This is a genomic window from Mesorhizobium sp. RSR565B, assembly GCF_054719465.1.
The window spans coordinates 5925061-5943020 of the sequence record NZ_JBTTIE010000001.1; the positions used below are offsets into that span (position 1 = coordinate 5925061).

The 17960-nt window shown below is 61.2% G+C and carries 20 protein-coding genes and 2 pseudogenes; 8 read left to right on the forward strand and 14 right to left on the reverse strand.

Annotated features, from left to right (window positions below; all coding sequences use genetic code 11):
• Positions 1-477: 477 nt before the first annotated feature.
• Positions 478-687 carry a DUF768 domain-containing protein gene (locus tag ACYG9R_RS28595; protein WP_023697370.1) on the reverse strand — a complete coding sequence of 70 codons (210 nt, stop codon included), beginning with the start codon at positions 685-687 and terminating at the stop codon, positions 478-480.
• Between the two features lie 69 nt (positions 688-756).
• On the opposite strand from ACYG9R_RS28595, the gene ACYG9R_RS28600 reads away from it, so the two are divergent.
• The 3 genes from ACYG9R_RS28600 to ACYG9R_RS28610 all read left to right on the forward strand — a co-directional run bounded on the left by ACYG9R_RS28600 (position 757) and on the right by ACYG9R_RS28610 (position 3122).
• Entirely contained in the window at positions 757-1062 is a 306-nt protein-coding gene (locus tag ACYG9R_RS28600) for a hypothetical protein (protein WP_023697371.1), read from the forward strand.
• A gap of 1297 nt (positions 1063-2359) precedes the next feature.
• Entirely contained in the window at positions 2360-2668 is a 309-nt protein-coding gene (locus tag ACYG9R_RS28605) for a DUF982 domain-containing protein (RefSeq protein WP_023715453.1), read from the forward strand.
• A 256-nt stretch (positions 2669-2924) separates the two neighbouring features.
• Entirely contained in the window at positions 2925-3122 is a 198-nt protein-coding gene (locus ACYG9R_RS28610; protein ID WP_023715452.1) for a hypothetical protein, read from the forward strand.
• Between the two features lie 436 nt (positions 3123-3558).
• On the opposite strand, the gene ACYG9R_RS28615 is transcribed toward ACYG9R_RS28610, so the two are convergent.
• The gene (locus ACYG9R_RS28615) at positions 3559-3918 is read right to left on the reverse strand and encodes an ArsR/SmtB family transcription factor (protein WP_023697377.1); all 360 of its coding nucleotides are present in this window, start codon (positions 3916-3918) and stop codon (positions 3559-3561) included.
• Between the two features lie 88 nt (positions 3919-4006).
• Positions 4007-4880: pseudogene (locus ACYG9R_RS28620) on the reverse strand (ATP-dependent DNA ligase).
• A 123-nt stretch (positions 4881-5003) separates the two neighbouring features.
• Between ACYG9R_RS28620 and ACYG9R_RS28625 the strand changes: the two are divergent.
• The 3 genes from ACYG9R_RS28625 to ACYG9R_RS28635 all read left to right on the forward strand — a co-directional run bounded on the left by ACYG9R_RS28625 (position 5004) and on the right by ACYG9R_RS28635 (position 5810).
• A complete protein-coding gene (locus ACYG9R_RS28625; protein ID WP_023715450.1) occupies positions 5004-5192 on the forward strand; it encodes a DUF3606 domain-containing protein in 189 nt (62 codons plus the stop codon).
• Between the two features lie 187 nt (positions 5193-5379).
• Entirely contained in the window at positions 5380-5580 is a 201-nt protein-coding gene (locus ACYG9R_RS28630) for a hypothetical protein (RefSeq protein ID WP_155923316.1), read from the forward strand.
• A gap of 23 nt (positions 5581-5603) precedes the next feature.
• The gene (locus tag ACYG9R_RS28635; RefSeq protein WP_023697380.1) at positions 5604-5810 is read left to right on the forward strand and encodes a KTSC domain-containing protein; all 207 of its coding nucleotides are present in this window, start codon (positions 5604-5606) and stop codon (positions 5808-5810) included.
• A gap of 1070 nt (positions 5811-6880) precedes the next feature.
• Here the strand turns inward: ACYG9R_RS28635 and ACYG9R_RS28640 are convergent.
• A complete protein-coding gene (locus ACYG9R_RS28640; protein WP_023715444.1) occupies positions 6881-7036 on the reverse strand; it encodes a hypothetical protein in 156 nt (51 codons plus the stop codon).
• On the opposite strand from ACYG9R_RS28640, the gene ACYG9R_RS28645 reads away from it, so the two are divergent.
• Together ACYG9R_RS28645 and ACYG9R_RS28650 are read left to right on the forward strand one after the other, a co-directional pair.
• A complete protein-coding gene (locus ACYG9R_RS28645; RefSeq protein WP_023824840.1) occupies positions 7007-7348 on the forward strand; it encodes a tyrosine-type recombinase/integrase in 342 nt (113 codons plus the stop codon). The genes ACYG9R_RS28640 and ACYG9R_RS28645 overlap by 30 nt on opposite strands.
• 266 nt (positions 7349-7614) lie before the next feature.
• The gene (locus tag ACYG9R_RS28650) at positions 7615-7914 is read left to right on the forward strand and encodes a hypothetical protein (protein WP_155923315.1); all 300 of its coding nucleotides are present in this window, start codon (positions 7615-7617) and stop codon (positions 7912-7914) included.
• A 654-nt stretch (positions 7915-8568) separates the two neighbouring features.
• Here the strand turns inward: ACYG9R_RS28650 and ACYG9R_RS28655 are convergent.
• From ACYG9R_RS28655 to ACYG9R_RS28700, 10 genes and pseudogenes are all read right to left on the reverse strand, one after another.
• Positions 8569-8886 carry a hypothetical protein gene (locus tag ACYG9R_RS28655; protein ID WP_155923314.1) on the reverse strand — a complete coding sequence of 106 codons (318 nt, stop codon included), beginning with the start codon at positions 8884-8886 and terminating at the stop codon, positions 8569-8571.
• A gap of 368 nt (positions 8887-9254) precedes the next feature.
• Positions 9255-9565: pseudogene (locus ACYG9R_RS28660) on the reverse strand (Rieske 2Fe-2S domain-containing protein).
• A gap of 26 nt (positions 9566-9591) precedes the next feature.
• On the reverse strand, positions 9592-10680 hold the full coding sequence (locus ACYG9R_RS28665) for a fatty acid desaturase family protein (RefSeq protein ID WP_460221867.1): 1089 nt from the start codon (positions 10678-10680) through the stop codon (positions 9592-9594).
• Positions 10681-10803: 123 nt separating this feature from the next.
• A complete protein-coding gene (locus ACYG9R_RS28670; protein WP_023823209.1) occupies positions 10804-11979 on the reverse strand; it encodes an aldose 1-epimerase family protein in 1176 nt (391 codons plus the stop codon).
• Positions 11980-11989: 10 nt separating this feature from the next.
• Positions 11990-12772, reverse strand: a complete 783-nt coding sequence (locus ACYG9R_RS28675) for an ATP-binding cassette domain-containing protein (protein WP_023693351.1) — start codon at positions 12770-12772, stop codon at positions 11990-11992.
• Positions 12769-13773 (reverse strand): ABC transporter permease, encoded by a 1005-nt coding sequence (locus tag ACYG9R_RS28680; RefSeq protein WP_050590338.1) that lies wholly within the window; start codon positions 13771-13773, stop codon positions 12769-12771. The genes ACYG9R_RS28675 and ACYG9R_RS28680 overlap by 4 nt, the downstream gene beginning before the upstream one ends.
• A gap of 56 nt (positions 13774-13829) precedes the next feature.
• The gene (locus ACYG9R_RS28685; protein WP_023823211.1) at positions 13830-14771 is read right to left on the reverse strand and encodes a sugar ABC transporter substrate-binding protein; all 942 of its coding nucleotides are present in this window, start codon (positions 14769-14771) and stop codon (positions 13830-13832) included.
• Between the two features lie 55 nt (positions 14772-14826).
• Positions 14827-15741 (reverse strand): sugar phosphate isomerase/epimerase family protein, encoded by a 915-nt coding sequence (locus tag ACYG9R_RS28690; protein WP_023823212.1) that lies wholly within the window; start codon positions 15739-15741, stop codon positions 14827-14829.
• 24 nt (positions 15742-15765) lie between these two features.
• Complete coding sequence (locus ACYG9R_RS28695; protein ID WP_460221868.1) at positions 15766-16863, reverse strand: Gfo/Idh/MocA family protein; 1098 nt, start codon at positions 16861-16863, stop codon at positions 15766-15768.
• A gap of 35 nt (positions 16864-16898) precedes the next feature.
• Entirely contained in the window at positions 16899-17960 is a 1062-nt protein-coding gene (locus ACYG9R_RS28700; RefSeq protein ID WP_023700491.1) for an ABC transporter ATP-binding protein, read from the reverse strand.

Sequence of the window (17960 nt, forward strand, 5' to 3'; positions counted from 1 at the left end):
CCCTCACAAAGCAGCGCCGGTAAGGCTCGGCGCCCTTCTTTTCGTTCCCTGTGTGTGTGTCCAAAGGAGGTCGCCGGGCCTGCCGTTGCTCGGGTGGTTGCTCCTGATGGCTGCGCTTGGCCCCGTGGCCCTACCTCTTCCTTCCGGGTAAGCCAGCGACGCGCTTGCGAGCCGGCTCGGCATGTAGGATTATAGTCCTTGTTGCGGCGAAGCTCCATGACCTGAGATCGCCAATGGCCAGAACCAAACCTTCCGAACAGCTTTCACAGGCGGAAATTGACCGCTTCCTGGCGGCAGCCGAGGCGCTGCACAAGAGCATCGTCGGCCGCTCCTGGCGTACCACAGCGAGCACTACAAAGCTCTTCGTGAGGTCCAGCGGCCCTTGTTGAAGTCGATCGAGACCATCACCGGCAGGAAGACGCAGTTCATAAAATGGAACGGGACAGGACCGGCACAGGCTTGGGAGAAGCCTCCGGGCTAATGCCCAGCCTCGCGCACCTCTCGCCGCCGCATCACCTCCACAAGCAGTTCAAAGACGGTTTCAACCTCGCCGTTGATTTCGTCGGCGCCGATGCCGGCCTTCTCGGCAGCTGTCATCAACTGATCTTTCAAGTCACCGATGGTGATCGGATCCCCCAGCGCCACAATGGGCAGCTGCTTGGCCACCCACTTGTCGAGAAACTTCATGCCGCGTGTGCTCGTTTATTAGCAACCTCTCATCTTGACGCCGCAGCCGCCCACCCCAGAGTCTTGCACATGGCTCGAGGCAATATCAAAGTTGGCGATGAGGTCGCCGTCACTGCGGTTGTGCGCGGCCGGGTGACGCCCGATCGCGTAAGCGTGACGATCCCGTCCTATAACTTCCCGCATTCGGTTGTCGATTCGACTTTGAAAGCCGTGATCGGCCAGAATATGGAGGTCACCGGCACGGTCACGCGCGTCGATGGAGACAAGGTGACCGTGAGCCTCCGGCCATTGGTGACTGTGGACGCCGAGTATGTGCGGCTGGTTGAGAGCTATGTGGCGCCGAAGGGGAAAACGCGGCTTGTTGACAAAGCCTAACGGCACAGCCGACCCAAAGCACAGGCCACTGAAACTTTTCCCTTCACATCGGCTCTGGTCGCCTCGCGCTAGCTGCCGACGATGGGTCGGCATCTTCCCAACTTTGCGCCATGTCATCGCGATGATGTTGACGAAGGCGCTTCAGCAGTTCGCGAGAGGCTTGGATCGCCCTGCGCGATTGATCCATGTTCTGGCACGTGGCGCGTTCCTCCATGGACTTCTGCCACTTTAGCAAGGTGGCGGTAGTCGCAGTGGCCGCTTGAGCGATATCTATGGGCGTTGCAACCATCGCATCCTCCCAAAAGGCAATGGTAACCACAATCTTTATAGGCGTCGAAACCCTTCCTTCAATCAAAAACGGATTCATACGGCAAAATGGCTATTTCTCAGGGGCGCTCGACGGCGGCTTCGTCGCCCTCGGCTTCCATCTCTTGACGATCTGAATGATTGTCCTAATGCCCGTAGGGTCCGGTTCGTGGCAGCGTTCCCTTCGTTCTTCAAGGAACAGCTTGGTGTGCTCGTTCCGCTCAAGAGGCGTTGTCCCGTGCTCTTGAGCGAACTTTCCAAACGCCTTGCGCAGGTCGGCAAGGTCCAAAGCCCAAAGATGCTCACTGCTACCGGGTGCGACATTGCGTTCACCAATCCGCCCATTCTCTCGGAACTAAGTTGGCTTCGCGGTTGAGCCTTCAAGATGGCATTGCGAGATAATTCGCTCGGTTCCTAATACGCATATATCTTCGGCAGCGCGGGGCTTCCTGTCTTCCCGCAGTGGCCGGTGCAGTTAAGCCCCCCACAAGCTTGCCCAACTGCACCGGCCATTCCCTTATGGCTGGGGATGGTCTTTGCGTTCGGCAATCTTTTCCAAGAGCTTCCGTGAAGCCTCTAGTACGCGGCGTGTCTCTTGGATGGTCGATTGTAGGGATTCCAGCTGGCTCTCCGCTCGGCGCTGGCCACGGCGGGCGCTTTCAATGAACTGGTGGTCAGGTTCCCACCGGTCTTTCATGGGACTTAGCCTCTCTTACCGGTAGCGGATCAACGCCAAGAAAACCCGCCATCCGCGCGCAACAGCGGGTTTCCATAGTCACGGCTACATCCGAAGAATCGACCGCTCAGATTAGGAAATGTGCGGTTCTCGCTACGGTTCCATACAATTTTAGAAAGCCATTCCCTATGGCTGGGTCGTCCCAATCCGTCGATTCAATTGGCTTGTGCTGAAATGGGGTCAAAAATCAAATAGGCATGTAAACCAAAAAGCTCTTGTTGCGTTCGGCGCACTAAAGACCGGGAGGTTGTGCCCATGGGCACCTTTTTACCGCTATTCGTTAAGCTGGTAGACCGGAAATCAATGACGGTTTCCTCTATTTGTGAGGCCGAGCAAGCGCTCCAGGGGCAGTGGCCAAATAAGGGTGCGGCGGCCTATAGGGATGCGTGCCGATTGATCGCGGAGGCCAAGGATGGAAGCTGCAGTCCGGCCGTAGCATTTGCGGCGTTCAAGGCCGCCGCTATCGACCAGCACTTGCTGCAGCCCGAGCCCGGCGCTCGGCATGTCGAACAACGTGCCATAAACCATCGTGATGATGAACCGCCGTCCCCGAGTATCAAATAGAGACCGACACACGGGATCTCGCTTGGTCGCGACGGTGGGCTCGCACCGTACCGGGGCAGGTGTGATGCGAGCCCGGCCGAGTCTTGCGGGACCTCGACCAGCAGCGAACACCCACTCGCTGCCGTTCTATCAACATGCCCCCAAATTTCAGGTTCCGCTAATGTACAAAAAAGCCCACCACCGTTCAGGTAGTGGGCAGTTTTGGGAGACACTGATATGGGAACAGTGCGATCGCCCCAAGTGTTTCGAGCCTACAATGTTCCAGGGGGATTCACAGTGCGGGCGTTTCTATGAAGGCATGGACACGGTTTCCGATGATACCGGCCAGGCCTCAGGGAGCCCCGCCGGACTTGTGGCGCCGGTCCGCGCCTTCGCCTTCGATGTTGCCGCCACGCTGTTCCTGGGCCTCGCAGTCGGCCTTGGTGTTGGCTTTGGAATGGCGATCGTGGGTTAGATCGCGTCCTTCCTTCGTTTGTATGTTTCGTGGGCATTGGTAGCAGTGCCCATATGTTTGCCAGCCGGCGCTAAGTATCACCGGTCAGGCCCAGTGGCCGCCCGTTAGCGCCCCCCGCAACAAGCTGCTGGGCCGCCCTATGTACTGCCGAGGCGAAAAAAGCCGCTGCGCGAGATGGTCAACTAGCGCCAGTGAACTGCGCGAACTAATTGCGCGCAAAACGCATAGGCGGCGGGCTTTTTGTCTGTCCGGGGAACAGGCGTCAGGCGGGTGAGTTGGGTGGTTGCAGCGTCTCCCGCTGCCAACCGATGTCGACGGTTGAGGCCCGTGCTGTGCTTTACAGGCTGGCGCGGGCCGCTCGTGCCCCGTTAGGTCCATCGAACTTAGCGATCCACCTGGTTCGGGTCGCCCCCGTTTAGGTCTTAGATTTGCCTTCTCAGGCCATTCGCAGCCGGCGAAGTCTATGGGCGACGTAGTGCGGACCTGGCCCCGCGAGCGGTCGTCCGGTCATCAGGAAGCCGTCCAGCATAGCTAGCAATTCGCGCGCTGCGCCGGATGAGCAGTAGTAGTAGATTACTTGACCGTCGCGTCGGGTGCCGACAAGGCCGAAGGCGCGGAGCTTGGCAAGATGCTGCGACAAAGCCGACTGGCTGAGTTGAACTTTCTCGGCGAGGACACCGGCCGAAAGTTCGCCGCCGGCCAGGTGGTTCATGATCAAAAGCCGCTTCTCATTTCCCATCAAGTTGAGAAAGGCGGAGACGGTTTTGGCACTGGCGGCAAGGTTTCTTGAAATCATCGAATCAGACTAAGGTCCTACCAAGATAGGAACTTAAGTCTGCAGGAACGCGGAATCAAACCCTCAGTTCCGCCAAAAAAGCAAATTCCTATTGATCCTCATCCTCGCGGAAATCCTGCAGCCATGCAAGCCGCAGGTCATCCTCGCCGCGCAGATGCTTCACGCGGCCGATCAGCCTCGGCTTGACCCATTGCGTGGCCGGCCGCTTCACGATGCCCTTGGGCGTCGTGCCTGAGTGCTCCTGGACGCGTTTCCATAGCCTCTCGCGCAATTTCCCGGTTCAAGGTGACGAATGCGCTTCCGACATAGCGCCCGGTGCCGCGCTCAGCCATCAGAGAGAAAGCCGGCTTGCCCGCTTCACGCTCGACGCCGAGCAGATCGAATTCGTCGATCGCATACCACTTGGCCTTCAGCCAGTTGGTCGACGGACCGCTTCGGTATTTGCTGTCCTTCCGCTTCGACACCAATGCCTTCAAGTCCGGCCTTGTCGAGCAAGTGAAAGATGGCCTTCGCTTCGCCCGGCAGGGGCTCGCCGAAATTGAATGCGCCCGCCGGGCTCGATCATGCTGGCCAGGATCTCGCGCCGCTCCTCTAGCGCCTTATCGCGCATATCGTGGCCGTTAAGATGAAGCAGATCAAAGGCAACAAAATACAAGTCGTGCTGCCGGCGGGTGATGGCTTTGCGCAGCGCTGCGAAGTCCGAAAGGCCCTTGTCGTTCAGAACGAGGATCTCGCCCTCGACAATGGCGCTTTCGGCACCAAGGCGCTTGGCCTCTCTCACCAGGTCGCGATATTTCGCCGTCCAGTCGTGGCCGTTGCGCGTATAAATGCGTGTGCCGACTTCATCAATGATCATCTGCGATCGGTAGCCGTCGAACTTGACCTCGTGGGTCCAGCCTTCACCCTTCGGGAGGCTTCTCCACAAGGGTCGGCATCAACGGCTCGATGAACTTCAAACGCATGCACTGACCCACCCTCCGGCGATGCAATAAGATTAAGCTAAAATAGGTCCGAAACCGGAATCAGCCTTTTGGTGCAACAAACACGTCAACTCGGCGTTGCGGGATGAGGAAGGAGAAAACGATATGGCCGATGACAAGAGCAAGCGGGGTTTTCGCGATCGGGACCGTGTCTCGGCCGACGAGGATTATGAAGTTGAATATTTCGCAACAAAGACCGGCATCACACCCCAGCAGGTCAAAGAGCTGATCGCGAAGCACGGCAACCAACGCGAGACTTTGGAGCGGGTAGCCAAGGCGCTGCGGAAACAATGACCAGGCTATCTGATCTCGGCAGACCACTAGTCGGGCACCGACATAAAGGCCCGCCCGCGAGCGAACTCGCGCATTTCCTCCCTTGCCCTGTTTGCGGTCAACAGATCGACATGCGCGATTTTCGCCAGGTCACTTATCATGCCGATCCGGAGCACGAGCCGCTCGAACTGGACGCTTAGGACCAAAAGTGCCGAAATACCACGTTGAGGAAATGGACGGCGATACCGTGACGGCTACCCACATCGTCCATGCGACAACGCCGATCAGGGCGGCGCGGGAAGCGACGGATCGCGACATCACTCTGCGCACCAGCGAGCCCATCTGGATCAGGGTTGCCGACGAAAAGCGCGGCCACATATTCGAATACAGTTTTAGCCAACTCGGCTAGCTGAGTTTTTTGAATGGCATACCATGCCGTCGACCTCGATACGCAAGTTCGACTATGACCCCAACACTAGGGTTCTCTCGGTTTGGTTTGTAGCGAGCGGGAAGCATTACGAGTTTTTGGACGTACCTGCTGAGGCCGTTGCTGCGTTCAAAGCTGCCTTTGCCAAGGGCGTCTATTTTAACAGCCACATCCGCAATCGTTATGCAGTCCGGCTCGCGCCAGGGCGCTGACATCTGGAGACGCCGGGCTTGTTCAGGGATGGCCCGCGCCTGCTTCCGAGCGCGGGCCGACCATGATGAGTGAGGGGCCATCTTGGTCACCGGCAGGACCGCTGAGAACGCGAGCCGGGTGTGACCGAACAGCCTCGGAGCGAGGATGTTCCCGGCTGACGCAAAAAGGCCGAAGGGCGCAATTAGCACCGACTTAATTAGGTCCGGATCATTTTAACGAATCGTTGACCGCGCTGTCCCAGAATAGGACGGCGCGGTCAAACCCCAACCTTGGCTGCGCAGGCGGCTTCGGCACTCAGTTCCACCCCCGAGCTGTCGGAGCCGCCACCCACCCCACACTTATACCAGCAATGGTTGAATCAACCGTTACTGCACGTGCTTTCCATGGCGCTTCCCTGATCGTTAGACTTTGACGGATCAAACAGGGGATTCACAGATTCGGAGACTCGACCGATGGAAACGATCTTCGATGACATCGGCAACGGCCTCAGAGCGCCCGCACAGACGCATGGCGCCCTGTATGCGCCTTCGCATCGACATGGCCGGCAAGCTGTTCCTTGACGTCGCAATTGGCCTGGGCCTTGGCTTTGGAATCGCGATCGCGGGTTAGACCCGACCTATCGGTTCGGGCGGTCCGTAGCCAAAGCGTTGTAGAGCACCAAACACGCCAGCAACGAAATGACGCTGCCCAGCAGGTCGCCTAGGGTCAGGCGGGAAAAATAGACAAGATCGAACGCCGGTACCGCCATCGCTCCAGCCAATCATGATTCGGGACACTGCCGACATTAACCGTTAGTCGGCGCTAATGTTCTGGTCTGGATAACCTGTTCAATCTTTTGGTTGAACTTGCGCCATTCGCCCACAATCCAAATTTGGGCGAAGCAATCAAGCTTGCGAATGAATACGCCTCCGGAGACGTCCCCATTGGCCAAGAGGTTTTCGACGCCATCGGAGCGTCGCGGAAAGAAATGATAGAGAGTTGGCGAAAGAGGCGGAATGCTATCCGGTCTGGCAAGCTCGCTCCCACACCACGCAACGGCATCCAAAGTACCGCGAGGAATAGGAATGGCTCAGGTCCGCAAGCGCACCCTGCCCTCCGGTGAGTTCGGTGGCTGGCAGACTACTTCGATGCCGGCGGCAATCGCCGCGCCAAGCAGTTCGACAAGCGCAAGGATGCCGACGCCTATCTGGTAAAGGTGCGACGTGACCTGCAGCTCGGCGTTCATGTCGCAGACAGCACCTCGATCACGATCAAAGAGGCATCGAAGCTGTGGCTGGAAAGATGCGACGCCGAAGGCTTGGAGCGCTCTACGCGCGATGCCTACGCCCAACACGTCAACATCCACATCGTGCCGCTGATCGGCGCCAGAAAGCTCTCGCAGTTCAACACGCCGCACGCCCACGCCTTCGCTGACGAACTGGCGAAGGATCGATCGCTTGCCATGGTCAAGCGCGTTGTGCGTTCGCTCGGCGCGATCTTCGTTGAAGCAAGGCGGCGTGGCTTGGCGGCGACAATCCGCTGTCGAACGCCAAGGTGAAGACGAACGATCGGCGAAAGTTGAAGCGGCCCGAGATCCGACCAAACCCGAGTTGCGGACGTTACTGGACGCCGCCCAAGGCAAGCACCGCGCCCTGATAGTCACGGCGCTATTTAGCGGCTTGCGCGCCTCCGAACTGCGTGCCTCAGATGGAACGCCGCCGACCTGAAGCGCGGCGTCCTCACGGTGAAAGGCCGCGTGGACGCATGGGGTGATTTCGGGCTTCCGAAGACTTCGGCCGCGAGCGCGACGTGCCGCTGGCGCCCATGGCAATCAACGCCCTGAAGCAGCAGCGCCTGGCCATTGCGAACGGTCCCGATGGCTTGGTGTTCCCCTCCGACGAAGGAACGCCGCTCGACCATCACAACATCCTTGCGCGCGTCTGGACGCCGATGCTCGTCGGTGCCGGCATATTCCGGCTCCACCCCACAAGGCTCGATCCCGAAGGCGATCCTCTCAAAATCGCCAAGTACGACTTCCATGGCCTGCGTCATGCAGCGGCCAGCCTGAGAAGCTATCGCCGAAGCGTGTCCAGACCATTATGGGGCATAGCTCGATCACGGTGACGTTCGACAACGGCGATTTGTTCGAAGAAGATGCCGCCGATCAGACGGCAGTTGCCGAGATCGAGGCCCGCGTGCTGTTGTAGCGGGAGATTGCAACACGACTGCAACACGAGGCGATTTTGCTAGGGACGGTAAAATCTGTCTCTGACTCTGTTAGAGTAGTCCTGGTTCGAATCCAGGTTCCCCAGGCAAACTGGACGACGCAAACGACGCAAACTGGACGCCGCAGACAACAATCAGGTTCACGGACATCCTGGTGAGCATTCGCATTGGAGCGGATAGATATCGTCGGCAAAAGAGGGTCCGAAAAGCAGCTCCCTCGTAGGAACGAAAAAAGAAGAGAAGCGGAACTTGCGTGTGCAGTATTTGCACACGAACCCTCATAAATATTTGATTTTGTTGATCTATCTTCCCTATCCATCATCGGATCGACACCGCCGCCATAGACGATCATCAGATCGGCTGATCGGCAGTAGCGGACGTTGCCGCAGCTGTTCTACCCTGCCCAACATGCGGAAAGCGCTGGAGGTTGGAGGCTGCGCAGATCTCCTATCGTGACCCCGAACCATAGTCCACTCCAACCCGAGTCCTGGACGCACGGCGTAGCACCGAGCCTACTTCCTGCCGTCGTTCAATAATAATCCCGCGCCGCAGTCAGCCAGCGAGATCACCGTCGTCTGCCGGACGCGTGTCGGCTTCCAAACTGACAAACGCACCGCCTTTGTAGCGACGCTTTCCAGCCACGATCACCTGCGCAGCTTTGCCGCGCTCGCTGCGCACCAATAATTTCCATCTCCTTCCCTCAAACTGATCTTGCGCAGGCGGTCGTTTTGCCGCTGGCAGGCGCTGTCCTTCCGCTTCGATCGCGGCAGCGCCCAGTATCAACGCTGGCGGATCAAACCGCACAATCAGCACCTCAAAGCTGATCAGCAGAAGGAGCAGCGAATCAGGATCTTGTCGATCAGGGTCCAAAGGGCCGAGCACATATGTCTGGGCACGGTGACCGTGGCATAGCCGGCGCTGCAATGATGGCGTCGGCGCCCGGAGCCGGAAAGCCCAACTAAGAAAATCGTCGGCGGTGCCGATCTCGAAGAAAATTCTAGCCCGGCACGGTGAACAGGCTGGGGGCCGCATCGCGATATAGGGTTCAGCACAGCTCCGGCGGCACCACGTCGATCGACCCACTCCCGCTCGACGGCCCCGGCTACGTCCATGGTCAGCACGCGCAGCATGGTCAGCTGGCGCTTCATCGCGCGCAGATCGCGACGGTCGGTCTCTTTCGGCTCATGAAAACGTCACTCTGCTTTGCTAAACGCGGTGCTGGACCGGGTTACCACGCGTCAGATTTGGATCATCACCTTGCCGGCCTCCATTCTCGCCGGATAGATCGCGAGATTGACGCAGACCGGCGCGCCCTTGGCCTGGCCGGCCGCAATTGAAGCGGCCAATATGCTTCAAGGCATTGGATGACGTCGTCGATCACCAGCGCTTCGGCCGGATGCGCCTTCTCATGCGTACAATATCCGTCGGTGGCGAAGAACTCGTCATCGGGCGAGCGGCAAACCGCGAAGGTGCGGCCGCGAAGATGGAAGCGGATGACATCCTCTTCCGAGATGTCGTCCACCGCGCACGCTTCAATCCAGTCGGCCATCTCCGGTCCGGCAAAATTCGCGATCGCTATTCGGCCGCCGCCGACATATCGACCTGGTGAAATTCACCGCGATAGGGCCGCGCCGTCGGCGGCAATTCGCGCTTGAGGAAATAATCCTCGTACCGCAGCTGCTTCAGCAGCACCGGCCAGACTTCGCGATAGGCATGCCACATGGACGGGTTCGCCGCCGGCAGGTCGTGCTTGATCAGCTCGTGCAGCCTCGGCAGCGCATGGTAGGGCACCATCGGAAACATGTGATGCTCGACGTGGTAATTCATGTTCCAGTAGATGAAGCGGCTGACCGGGTTCATGTAGACGGTGCGCGTGTTCAGCCGGTGGTCGACGACATTGTCGGCCAGGCCGATATGCTGCAGCAACCCTGTCAGGACCATGTGCCAGCTGCCATAGAGGCGCGGCAGGCCGATCACCACCAGCGGCAGCAGCGACCAGGTGAACAACGCCAGCCCGACTGTCGCCGCATAGATGGCGACATGCCAGCGCGCAGCGATCACCGCCTTGTGCTGCTCCATCTCGGGGATATAGCTCTTCTCTTCATCGGACAGCTTGCCGAACGCCTGGCGCACCAGCGCCGGCAGCGAATAGCGGAAATCGAGAATACCGGTGAAGGCGAGCGCCGCCCGCAGCAGATCTGGGGGGCGCATGACGGCGATTTCGGCATCGCGGCCGACGATGATGGTATCGGTGTGATGGCGGGCATGGCTCCAGCGCCATTGCACGGGGTTGCGCATCAGCATGAAGCTTGAGATCTGGTAGACGACATCGTTCATCCAGCGCGTCCGGAACGCGGTGCCGTGGCCGCATTCGTGCCAGCGCGAGTCGCTCGACGAGCCGTAAAGCACGCCATAGACGAACAGGAACGGCACCACCCACCAAGTGCCCCAGAACCATACGATGCCGGCGGCCGACACCAGGATCGCCGCGACCCAGATGATCGTGTCGCGGATCGCCGGCCCGTCGGAGCGTTGCATCAACTCCTTGATCGCCCTGCGCGGGACATCGGTGTGATACCATTCGGCCGAAGCCAATCCGGTCTCGATGGCGCGCTTGGTGCTTTCACCGACCAGGCTGTAGTCGCGCTTCCTGCTTGCCGTCATCGTCTTCTCCGTTTCCCGCCTGCGCTCCGCAAGGGCCGCCTGGGGTCGGCCGGGCCGCGCCTGCTTCCGTATTACGGCGCACTTCCCGCCCGCCGCGGCAACCGATCGTGCGTTTCAAGCCGGTCACGCCTGCAGTCTCGCAAAAGCGCCCGACGGCGCAGGGTAATCCTGTTGCGGCTGCCGGGCGATCGACCCTATCCTCGCTTCCGCTTGGGCGATCTGACCGGCACCGTCGAGCACCCGGAACACGGCGTCATAGGAGCGGCTTTCGCCATGGTCCAGCCAGATCATCTCGCCCCGTTCGCGCGCGGCGAGATTGCCCAGAACATGATGCGTCGAGGGTTCGATTCCCAACGCATATAGGCCGGCCTGGAAGTTCTGCCACTGATAGGTGCAGGGCAGCTGATCCTTGCGGGTAACGACCTCGAAGCCGAGCCCCAGTTGGTCATTGACGACGGCCACCGGCACCTCGCCCGCCGCATCGGCGCCAAGCTCGTGCTCCCAGACCTGCTCGCTGAATCCCAGCTGCGGCGCCGGCACGGTTCGGTAGCCGACCTTCTGCGCCTCGTAACGATCGCCGGCGTGCGCCGCCCAGACGACATCCCGGATCGGCGCCAGGTAGCGCGAACCCTCGTCGAGCAAGGGATGGCTGACGTTGACGTGATAGAAATACATGTGCGGCGTGCGGCTGAAACCATGATTGACGACGCGGTCCGACAGCCGGATCTCGGTGCCGCCGACATCGGCCTCGATGCGGCGCAGCAAATGGAGATCCTCGCCGAACACGGTTGCCTGCTGGACAATGCCTTCCGCCCACAGCACGCAGCGGTCGCCGTCCCAGGCCTCGCCGTAGCCGGTCAGCCGCGCCGGCACGGTGCCGATGCGGCCATGCAGCGAGTGCAATACCCGCTTGCGCCCCGGATAATTGTAGCTTTCGGCCGGCACGTCTTCCCGGCCCAGTATATGGTCGAGGCCGCAGGTGACGAGCAGCCCCGAGAACGACCGGCCAAAGGCGAAACCGTCCTCCCCTTCATGCTCGTGCAGTCCGGGGTGGCGAAAGCCGCTCGGCGAATGCCAGCCGATCGCCTGGCCCCGGAAGTCGCAATCGGCGATATCGAGCGCCCGGTCGACCAGCGCCGTGAAGCGCAGGCCGGAGCCGGTGCGGAACTCGAGCATCCGGATGCCGCGCTCCACGCCGTCGCCGAGCGTCATCAGCCGCACGCCGGCAAACTGCGACAGCATGCCGGACCGCTCGGCCACCTGCCTTCGCGACAGCGTCTTGCCGTAAAGCTCTACCATGCGACGTCCTTCACTTTGCCCTCGCCTCCTTGAGCAAGGCCGACATGTCGGCGCCGGTGATGATGCTTTCCACCGTCAACAGGTCGGTGTCGGCGACCGTCTGTTCCGCGACGATTTCGCCGCGGCGCATGACGATGATGCGGTCGGCGACCTGGAACACGTGGTGGATGTTGTGGGTGATGAGCAGCACCGAGTGGCCGGCGTCGCGCACCTCCTTGACGAAGCGCAGCACGCCGTGGGTTTCCTCGACGCCAAGATTGTTGGTCGGCTCGTCGAGTATGATCACCTTGGCGGCGAACTGCATGGCGCGCGAGATCGCGATCGATTGCCGCTCACCGCCCGAGAGGGTGCTCACCAGCGCATCTGCATCGAGCTTTTTCGAAATGCCGACCCGCTTCAGCAGCGCCGAGGCGGCGTTGCGAAGCTTGGCGAGATCGAGCGGCGCGAACACGCCGAGCCAGCCGAAATTGACCGGCTCCCGGCCCAGGAAAAGATTGCGCGCGATGCTGAGGTCCGGCGCGAGCGATGTGTCCTGATGGATGGTCTCGATGCCGAGGTCCATCGCGTCGCGCGTCGAGCGGATCGATGCCTTCTCGCCGCGCACGAAGATGTCGCCGTGGTCGGCCGGGAAGACGCCGGAGATCGCTTTGATCAGCGTCGATTTCCCGGCGCCATTGTCGCCGAGCAGGGCAACCACCTCGCCTTCGTTGAGGGTGAACGAGGCGTTCTTCAGCGCACGCACGTTGCCGAAGGACTTTTGCAGGTCTTGCAGACGCAGCACTTCCATCGTCAGCTCCTTGCGGCGTTCTTCTGCAGCAAAGCGTGCAGGATGAGCATGGCGAGGATGATGACGCCGACGAAGATGTTGTATGCCAAGCCCGGCACGCCGATCAGCACGATGCCGTTGCGGATGGCGCGCAGCATCAGCGCGCCGACGATGGTGCCGAGGATGGTGCCGCGCCCGCCAGTGAGCGCCGTGCCGCCGACCACCACCATGGCGATCACTTCGAGTTCGTAGCCGGTGCCGGCCACCGGCGAGGCGGCCGAAATCCGGAACGCGCTGATCATGCCGGCCAGCCCGGCCACCACCGAGGTCAGGATGAACAGCCAGATCTTGACCGCGTCGGCCGGCACGCCGCGCGCCACCGCTGCGTTGCGGTTGCTGCCGATGGCGCTGATCCAGTTGCCGAGCTTCGCGTAGCGCAGGATGTAAATCGCCAGCAGCGACAGGCCGATGAACCACCAGAGCGAGGTGTAGAACCGGAACGAGCCTACATTGAAGCTGCCGGCAAGCAGCGTGACGAAGAAGCCGGGCTGGTCCCACGACTTCAGGGGGAATCCCTGCGTGATGTAGAGCGCCGCGCCGCGCACGACGAGCAGCATCGACAGCGTGACCAGGAACGAGGAAATGCCGATCTTGGTGACGATCAGCCCGTTGATGGCGCCGATCGCGATGCACAGCACAAGCCCGGCCAGGAGGGCGACGCCGATGTCGATACCGCCATTCTGCACCAGCAGCATCACCACGACGGGCGCAAGGCCGAACACGGCGCCGACCGACAGATCGAACTCGCCCGCCGTCAGCAGCAGCGTCATGCCGAGAGCGATGATGCCGAGCTCGGGCAGGAACGCCATCATGTTGGATATGTTGAGCGGCGACAGGAAGTTGCCGTCGGCGATGGCGAACACCACGAGCAGCACGATGAGGATGATGAGCGAGGAGAATTGCGGTGAACGCAGCAGCGCAGACCTGCCCTTCGCTCGCTGCGTGTCGTCGTCTGCTATGATTGCCATATCTGTCAGGACCATGCGTCCGGCGCCCGCCATTTCGGGGCGGGCGCCGATTGTCGTCACTTGTTGTAGAGTTTCAGGATCGGCTCGACGCTCGAGGCGTCGTAGAGGCTGAATGTGTGAATGTCGTAGCCGACCGGCTCGCCAGAGGCCGCAAGCCCGAGCAGCGCCACCGGCATGAAGCCCTGCGCCGACGGGTACTGCCAGGCCGCAGCATTGACGAAGCCGGACTTGACCGCCTCGGCCGTCTCCTTTGAGTTGCCCCAGCCGACGACCGGGACCTTGCCGGCCGACACACCGGCCCCGTCGAAGACGCGTTTGATGCTTGCTGCCACGGAATCGCCCAGTGCAATGATTGCCGGCGGATTGTTGGCGACCATGTAGTCGGTCATCTTGGCGATGATGCCGCCCGGGTCGGTGCCGCAATCGACCACGTCGTACTTGATGCCGAGCGGATCGAAGACGCTGGCGATGCCCTCGGTCTCGAGCTGCTGGTAGCTGGCGCCCGGCACTTCGACCGGCAGGAACACCTTGTCGCCCTGCTTCACCATCTTGTGGTCGACGAGATACTTGGCCCAGATGACGCCCGCTTCCCTGAGGTCGGCCCCGACATAGGCCTGCCGCCCGGTCGCCGGATCGTCGGTGTTGAAGAACACGATCGGTATGCCGGCGGCCTTGGCGGCCTTCACCTCCTCCGTCCACAGGCCGGGCTGAGCCGAGGTGGTGGCGATGCCGTCCGGCTTGGCGGCGAGCGCCGAGTTGAAAGCCTCCTTCTGCGCCGCCATGTCGCCGCCGCTGAACGAGATCTTGCAGGTCACCTTGAGCTGGTCGCAGGCCTTGGTCGCGCCGGCATTCCAGTCGATCCAGAACGCGTCCGAAGGGCCACCATGCGACAGCAGATAGAAGGTCTTCTGGCCGTCCTGGGCGAATGCCGGCAGGCTCAAGGAGACCCCGGCTACCAGCGTCGCCGCAGCAGCCACTTTCAATGCGAATTTCAACATTCATTCCTTCCTTGGTTGGAGCTGCGCCGCCATGCGCCGGCGGCGCAACCGGCACTCACAGGCCGTTGGTGCGGAACTTCCCGTCGAGGAATTTCTTCGCGCGCGGCACGTCGTCTTCCGAGAGATGCTCGATGATGACCGGGATGTTTGGGTGCTTTTCCGCCAGCCGCTGCAGATAGAGATCGTAATTCAGCGATCCCAACCCGGGCGCCGGCAGCTCGATCTCGCCGACGCCGCGGAACGTGTGGCTCTCCATCGCATCCTCGTCGCCGATGTCGGCATGCTTTTCCGACTTGTCGCTGCCCGAACGCTTGACGTCCTTGGCATGCGCGATCTTGATCTTGTCGGCCAGCGTATCGAACACCTGGTTCAGGATCTGGTCCATCCGGTCGATGTTGTGGGTTTCGAAATAGTTGGTCGGATCCATCAGCAGGCCGAGGCCGGGATGGTCGACCTGGGCGAACATCTTCACCGTCTCCTCGACCGAGCCCACAACGTTGTTGACGTAGGTCTCGAGCAGGAAGACCGCGCCGTGGTCATAGGCGGTCTGGGCAAGCTCGGCGATCACCTTGCGGCACTCCTCAAAGCCTTCCTCGGTCTTGTTTTTGGGATGATGCACCCAGTCGGATTCGGTGTTGTAGGTACCGGTCTCGGAGATCACGTAGGGCGAGCCGAAGCTGCGGGCGTTGCGGATGATCTCCTTGAGATAGCCGACGCGCTTGTCGCGCTCGGCCTTGTCGGGATGGATGATGTTGGTGTAGCCCGACACGCAGCAGATCGGCAGGTTGTTGTCGCGGAAGACGTCGCGCACCTGCTTGGCCTTGTCCTCGGTGATCTGCCCGGCCGACAGATCGATATCCCTAAAATGCAGGTCGAGCTGCACCGTGTTGAAACCGAGCCCGCGGATCTTCTTTGCCGTCTCTTCGAGGCCGTACGGGAAATAGCCCGTGAAAATACCTGCCTGCATCATGATGTGAACTCCTCCCTAAGCGATTCAGTTGGCTGACTTTATCGATATCTCGGACAGTTTGACGGTGCGGCCTTGCGCCATCGAGCGATAGCCGGCCTCGACCAGCGCCATCGTCTTGACGTTGTCGGCAACCGATAATGCCGGCGGCGCGCCTGTCTTCACCGCATGCTGTAATTGCTCCATCACGCCGATGAAGGCATGCGGGAACCACATCGTGTCCCAGCTCGGGCTGACCCACTTGCCATCCGTCGTCTCGGTCGAGGCATAGGTCAGCGTCGAGGCCACGCCTTTCGGCCAGCCGATCGTGCCTTTGGCGACACCCTTGGTGCCGTCGACGCGCCAGTTGATGTGCTGGTCGTCCAGATAGCCCTCCTGGCGCGGTCCGGACCAGACATCCTCCAGCGACACGGCGAGCACGCCGGAGGGAAAGCGCAGCGTCGAGACGGTGATGCCGTCGCTATGCTCGAATGTCGTGCGCGGGTCCTTGCGTGTCAGGGTGGTGATTTCCGAGGGATCGCCGAACAGGAAGCGCAGCACGTCGAGATGGTGCACGCTCATATTGGCCAGCGTCAGCCGGTCGTAGTCTTGAAGGAAGGTCTGCCAGTGCGGGATCGCATGCATGTCGATCTGCGCAAAGACGATGTCGCCCAGCGCGCCGCGGTCGATGATCTGCTTCAGCACGCGCATCGACTGGTCGTAGCGCATGTTCTGGTTGACCGAGAGGATCTTGCCGGACTTTGCGGCTTCGTCGCGCAGTTTCACGGCTTCATCGACCGACAGCGCCAGCGGCTTCTGCGCCAGGATCGCCTTGATGTGAGGCTGCTTCAGCGCATGGCGGATCAATGCCGGCTGCTGGTCGGGTGGAAAGGCAAGGTCGACGATCTCGACCTCAGAATCCTCGATCAGCTGTTCCGGTGTGTCGTGGACGGTCGCAATGCTCCAGCGTGCAGCTACCTTCTCGGCACTGGCCTTGGTGCGCGAAGCGATGGCGACGACTGGGAAACCGGCCTGCGCATAGGCGGCAAGATGGCATTCGGCCATGATCATGCCGGCGCCGATGCAGCCGATACGGTATTCTTTCGTGCGGACCTTCACGTCCGGCTCGAAGCCTTCGCTCGCCATGTCTTCCTCCCGCAATTCTGTTTTCGCAGCCGCGATCATCTCGCCAACGCGCCTCCGTCCTGCCCGAAATAATGCACCCGGGCCGGCTCGCAGGATATCGCTACCACCGCATCCGGCCTGATGTCGGGCTGGCCGCGCAGCAGCGCCTTCAGCCGCGCCTCTCCGGCGGCGAGCGTTACCACCGTGTAGCCGCCAAGGGGCTCGACCTCGAATACGCGCGCCGGGCGGCCAGCGCCCCCTTCGACCCAGGGCCCGACCTTGATGTCCTCCGGCCTGAGCCCGATTTCGATCGCGTCGGCCGGAGCAGCGCGATCGTCGATGCTGACCGTGCCTTCGGCGGCCTCGAGGCCATCTTCGCCGCGAACGGATTTGAGGATGTTCATCATCGGCGAACCAAGCAGTCGCGCCACATAGGTGTTCGCCGGGCGGTCGTAGATCTCGGACGGGGCGCCGATCTGTCGGATCCTGCCATTCTCCAGAATCGCGATGCGGTCGGCGATCGACATCGCCTCTTCCTGGTCATGGGTGACGTAGATCAGCGTCTTGCCGAGTTCGCGCTGGATGCGCTTGAGCTCGACGCGCGTTTCCTCGCGCAGCCGCGCATCGAGCGCAGAGATCGGGTCGTCCATCAGATAGGCGTTCGGGTCGCGCACCAGGGCGCGGGCTATCGCCACGCGTTGCCGCTCGCCACCGGAAAGCTGCGCCGGCGGCTTGTGCAGAATATGGCCGATGTGGAGCTTGGCGGCCACATCGGCGACACGCGTTTCGATCTGGGCCTCGGCGACCTTGCGCTCGACCAGCGGGAAACGCACATTTTCGCGCGCGCTCATATGCGGGAACAGCGCCAGGTTCTGGAACACCATGGCGACATTGCGCTCGGCCGGCGAGACGGTGTTGACCGGTTTGCCGCCGATCAGGATCTCTCCGGCGTCAGGCGTCTCCAGCCCGAGCACCAGGCGCAGGATTGTCGATTTGCCCGCCAGCGGCGGCCCGAAGAAGCAGAAGAATTCGTTGTCATTGACGGTGAACGAGGCGTCGTCGACGGCGAGCGTCGTGCCGTAACGCTTGCTGACATTGCGAAAGACGATATCGGCCAT

Coding starts and splice junctions, on each gene's coding strand:
- ACYG9R_RS28595 (WP_023697370.1), bottom strand. CDS start 687: ATGAAGTTTCTCGACAAGTGGGTGGCCAAGCAGCTGCCCATTGTGGCG.
- ACYG9R_RS28600 (WP_023697371.1), top strand. CDS start 757: ATGGCTCGAGGCAATATCAAAGTTGGCGATGAGGTCGCCGTCACTGCG.
- ACYG9R_RS28605 (WP_023715453.1), top strand. CDS start 2,360: ATGGGCACCTTTTTACCGCTATTCGTTAAGCTGGTAGACCGGAAATCA.
- ACYG9R_RS28610 (WP_023715452.1), top strand. CDS start 2,925: ATGTTCCAGGGGGATTCACAGTGCGGGCGTTTCTATGAAGGCATGGAC.
- ACYG9R_RS28615 (WP_023697377.1), bottom strand. CDS start 3,918: ATGATTTCAAGAAACCTTGCCGCCAGTGCCAAAACCGTCTCCGCCTTT.
- ACYG9R_RS28625 (WP_023715450.1), top strand. CDS start 5,004: ATGGCCGATGACAAGAGCAAGCGGGGTTTTCGCGATCGGGACCGTGTC.
- ACYG9R_RS28635 (WP_023697380.1), top strand. CDS start 5,604: ATGCCGTCGACCTCGATACGCAAGTTCGACTATGACCCCAACACTAGG.
- ACYG9R_RS28640 (WP_023715444.1), bottom strand. CDS start 7,036: ATGAACGCCGAGCTGCAGGTCACGTCGCACCTTTACCAGATAGGCGTC.
- ACYG9R_RS28650 (WP_155923315.1), top strand. CDS start 7,615: ATGGCAATCAACGCCCTGAAGCAGCAGCGCCTGGCCATTGCGAACGGT.
- ACYG9R_RS28665 (WP_460221867.1), bottom strand. CDS start 10,680: ATGACGGCAAGCAGGAAGCGCGACTACAGCCTGGTCGGTGAAAGCACC.
- ACYG9R_RS28670 (WP_023823209.1), bottom strand. CDS start 11,979: ATGGTAGAGCTTTACGGCAAGACGCTGTCGCGAAGGCAGGTGGCCGAG.
- ACYG9R_RS28680 (WP_050590338.1), bottom strand. CDS start 13,773: ATGGCAATCATAGCAGACGACGACACGCAGCGAGCGAAGGGCAGGTCT.
- ACYG9R_RS28685 (WP_023823211.1), bottom strand. CDS start 14,771: ATGTTGAAATTCGCATTGAAAGTGGCTGCTGCGGCGACGCTGGTAGCC.
- ACYG9R_RS28690 (WP_023823212.1), bottom strand. CDS start 15,741: ATGATGCAGGCAGGTATTTTCACGGGCTATTTCCCGTACGGCCTCGAA.
- ACYG9R_RS28695 (WP_460221868.1), bottom strand. CDS start 16,863: ATGGCGAGCGAAGGCTTCGAGCCGGACGTGAAGGTCCGCACGAAAGAA.
- ACYG9R_RS28700 (WP_023700491.1), bottom strand. CDS start 17,960: ATGGCCGATATCGTCTTTCGCAATGTCAGCAAGCGTTACGGCACGACG.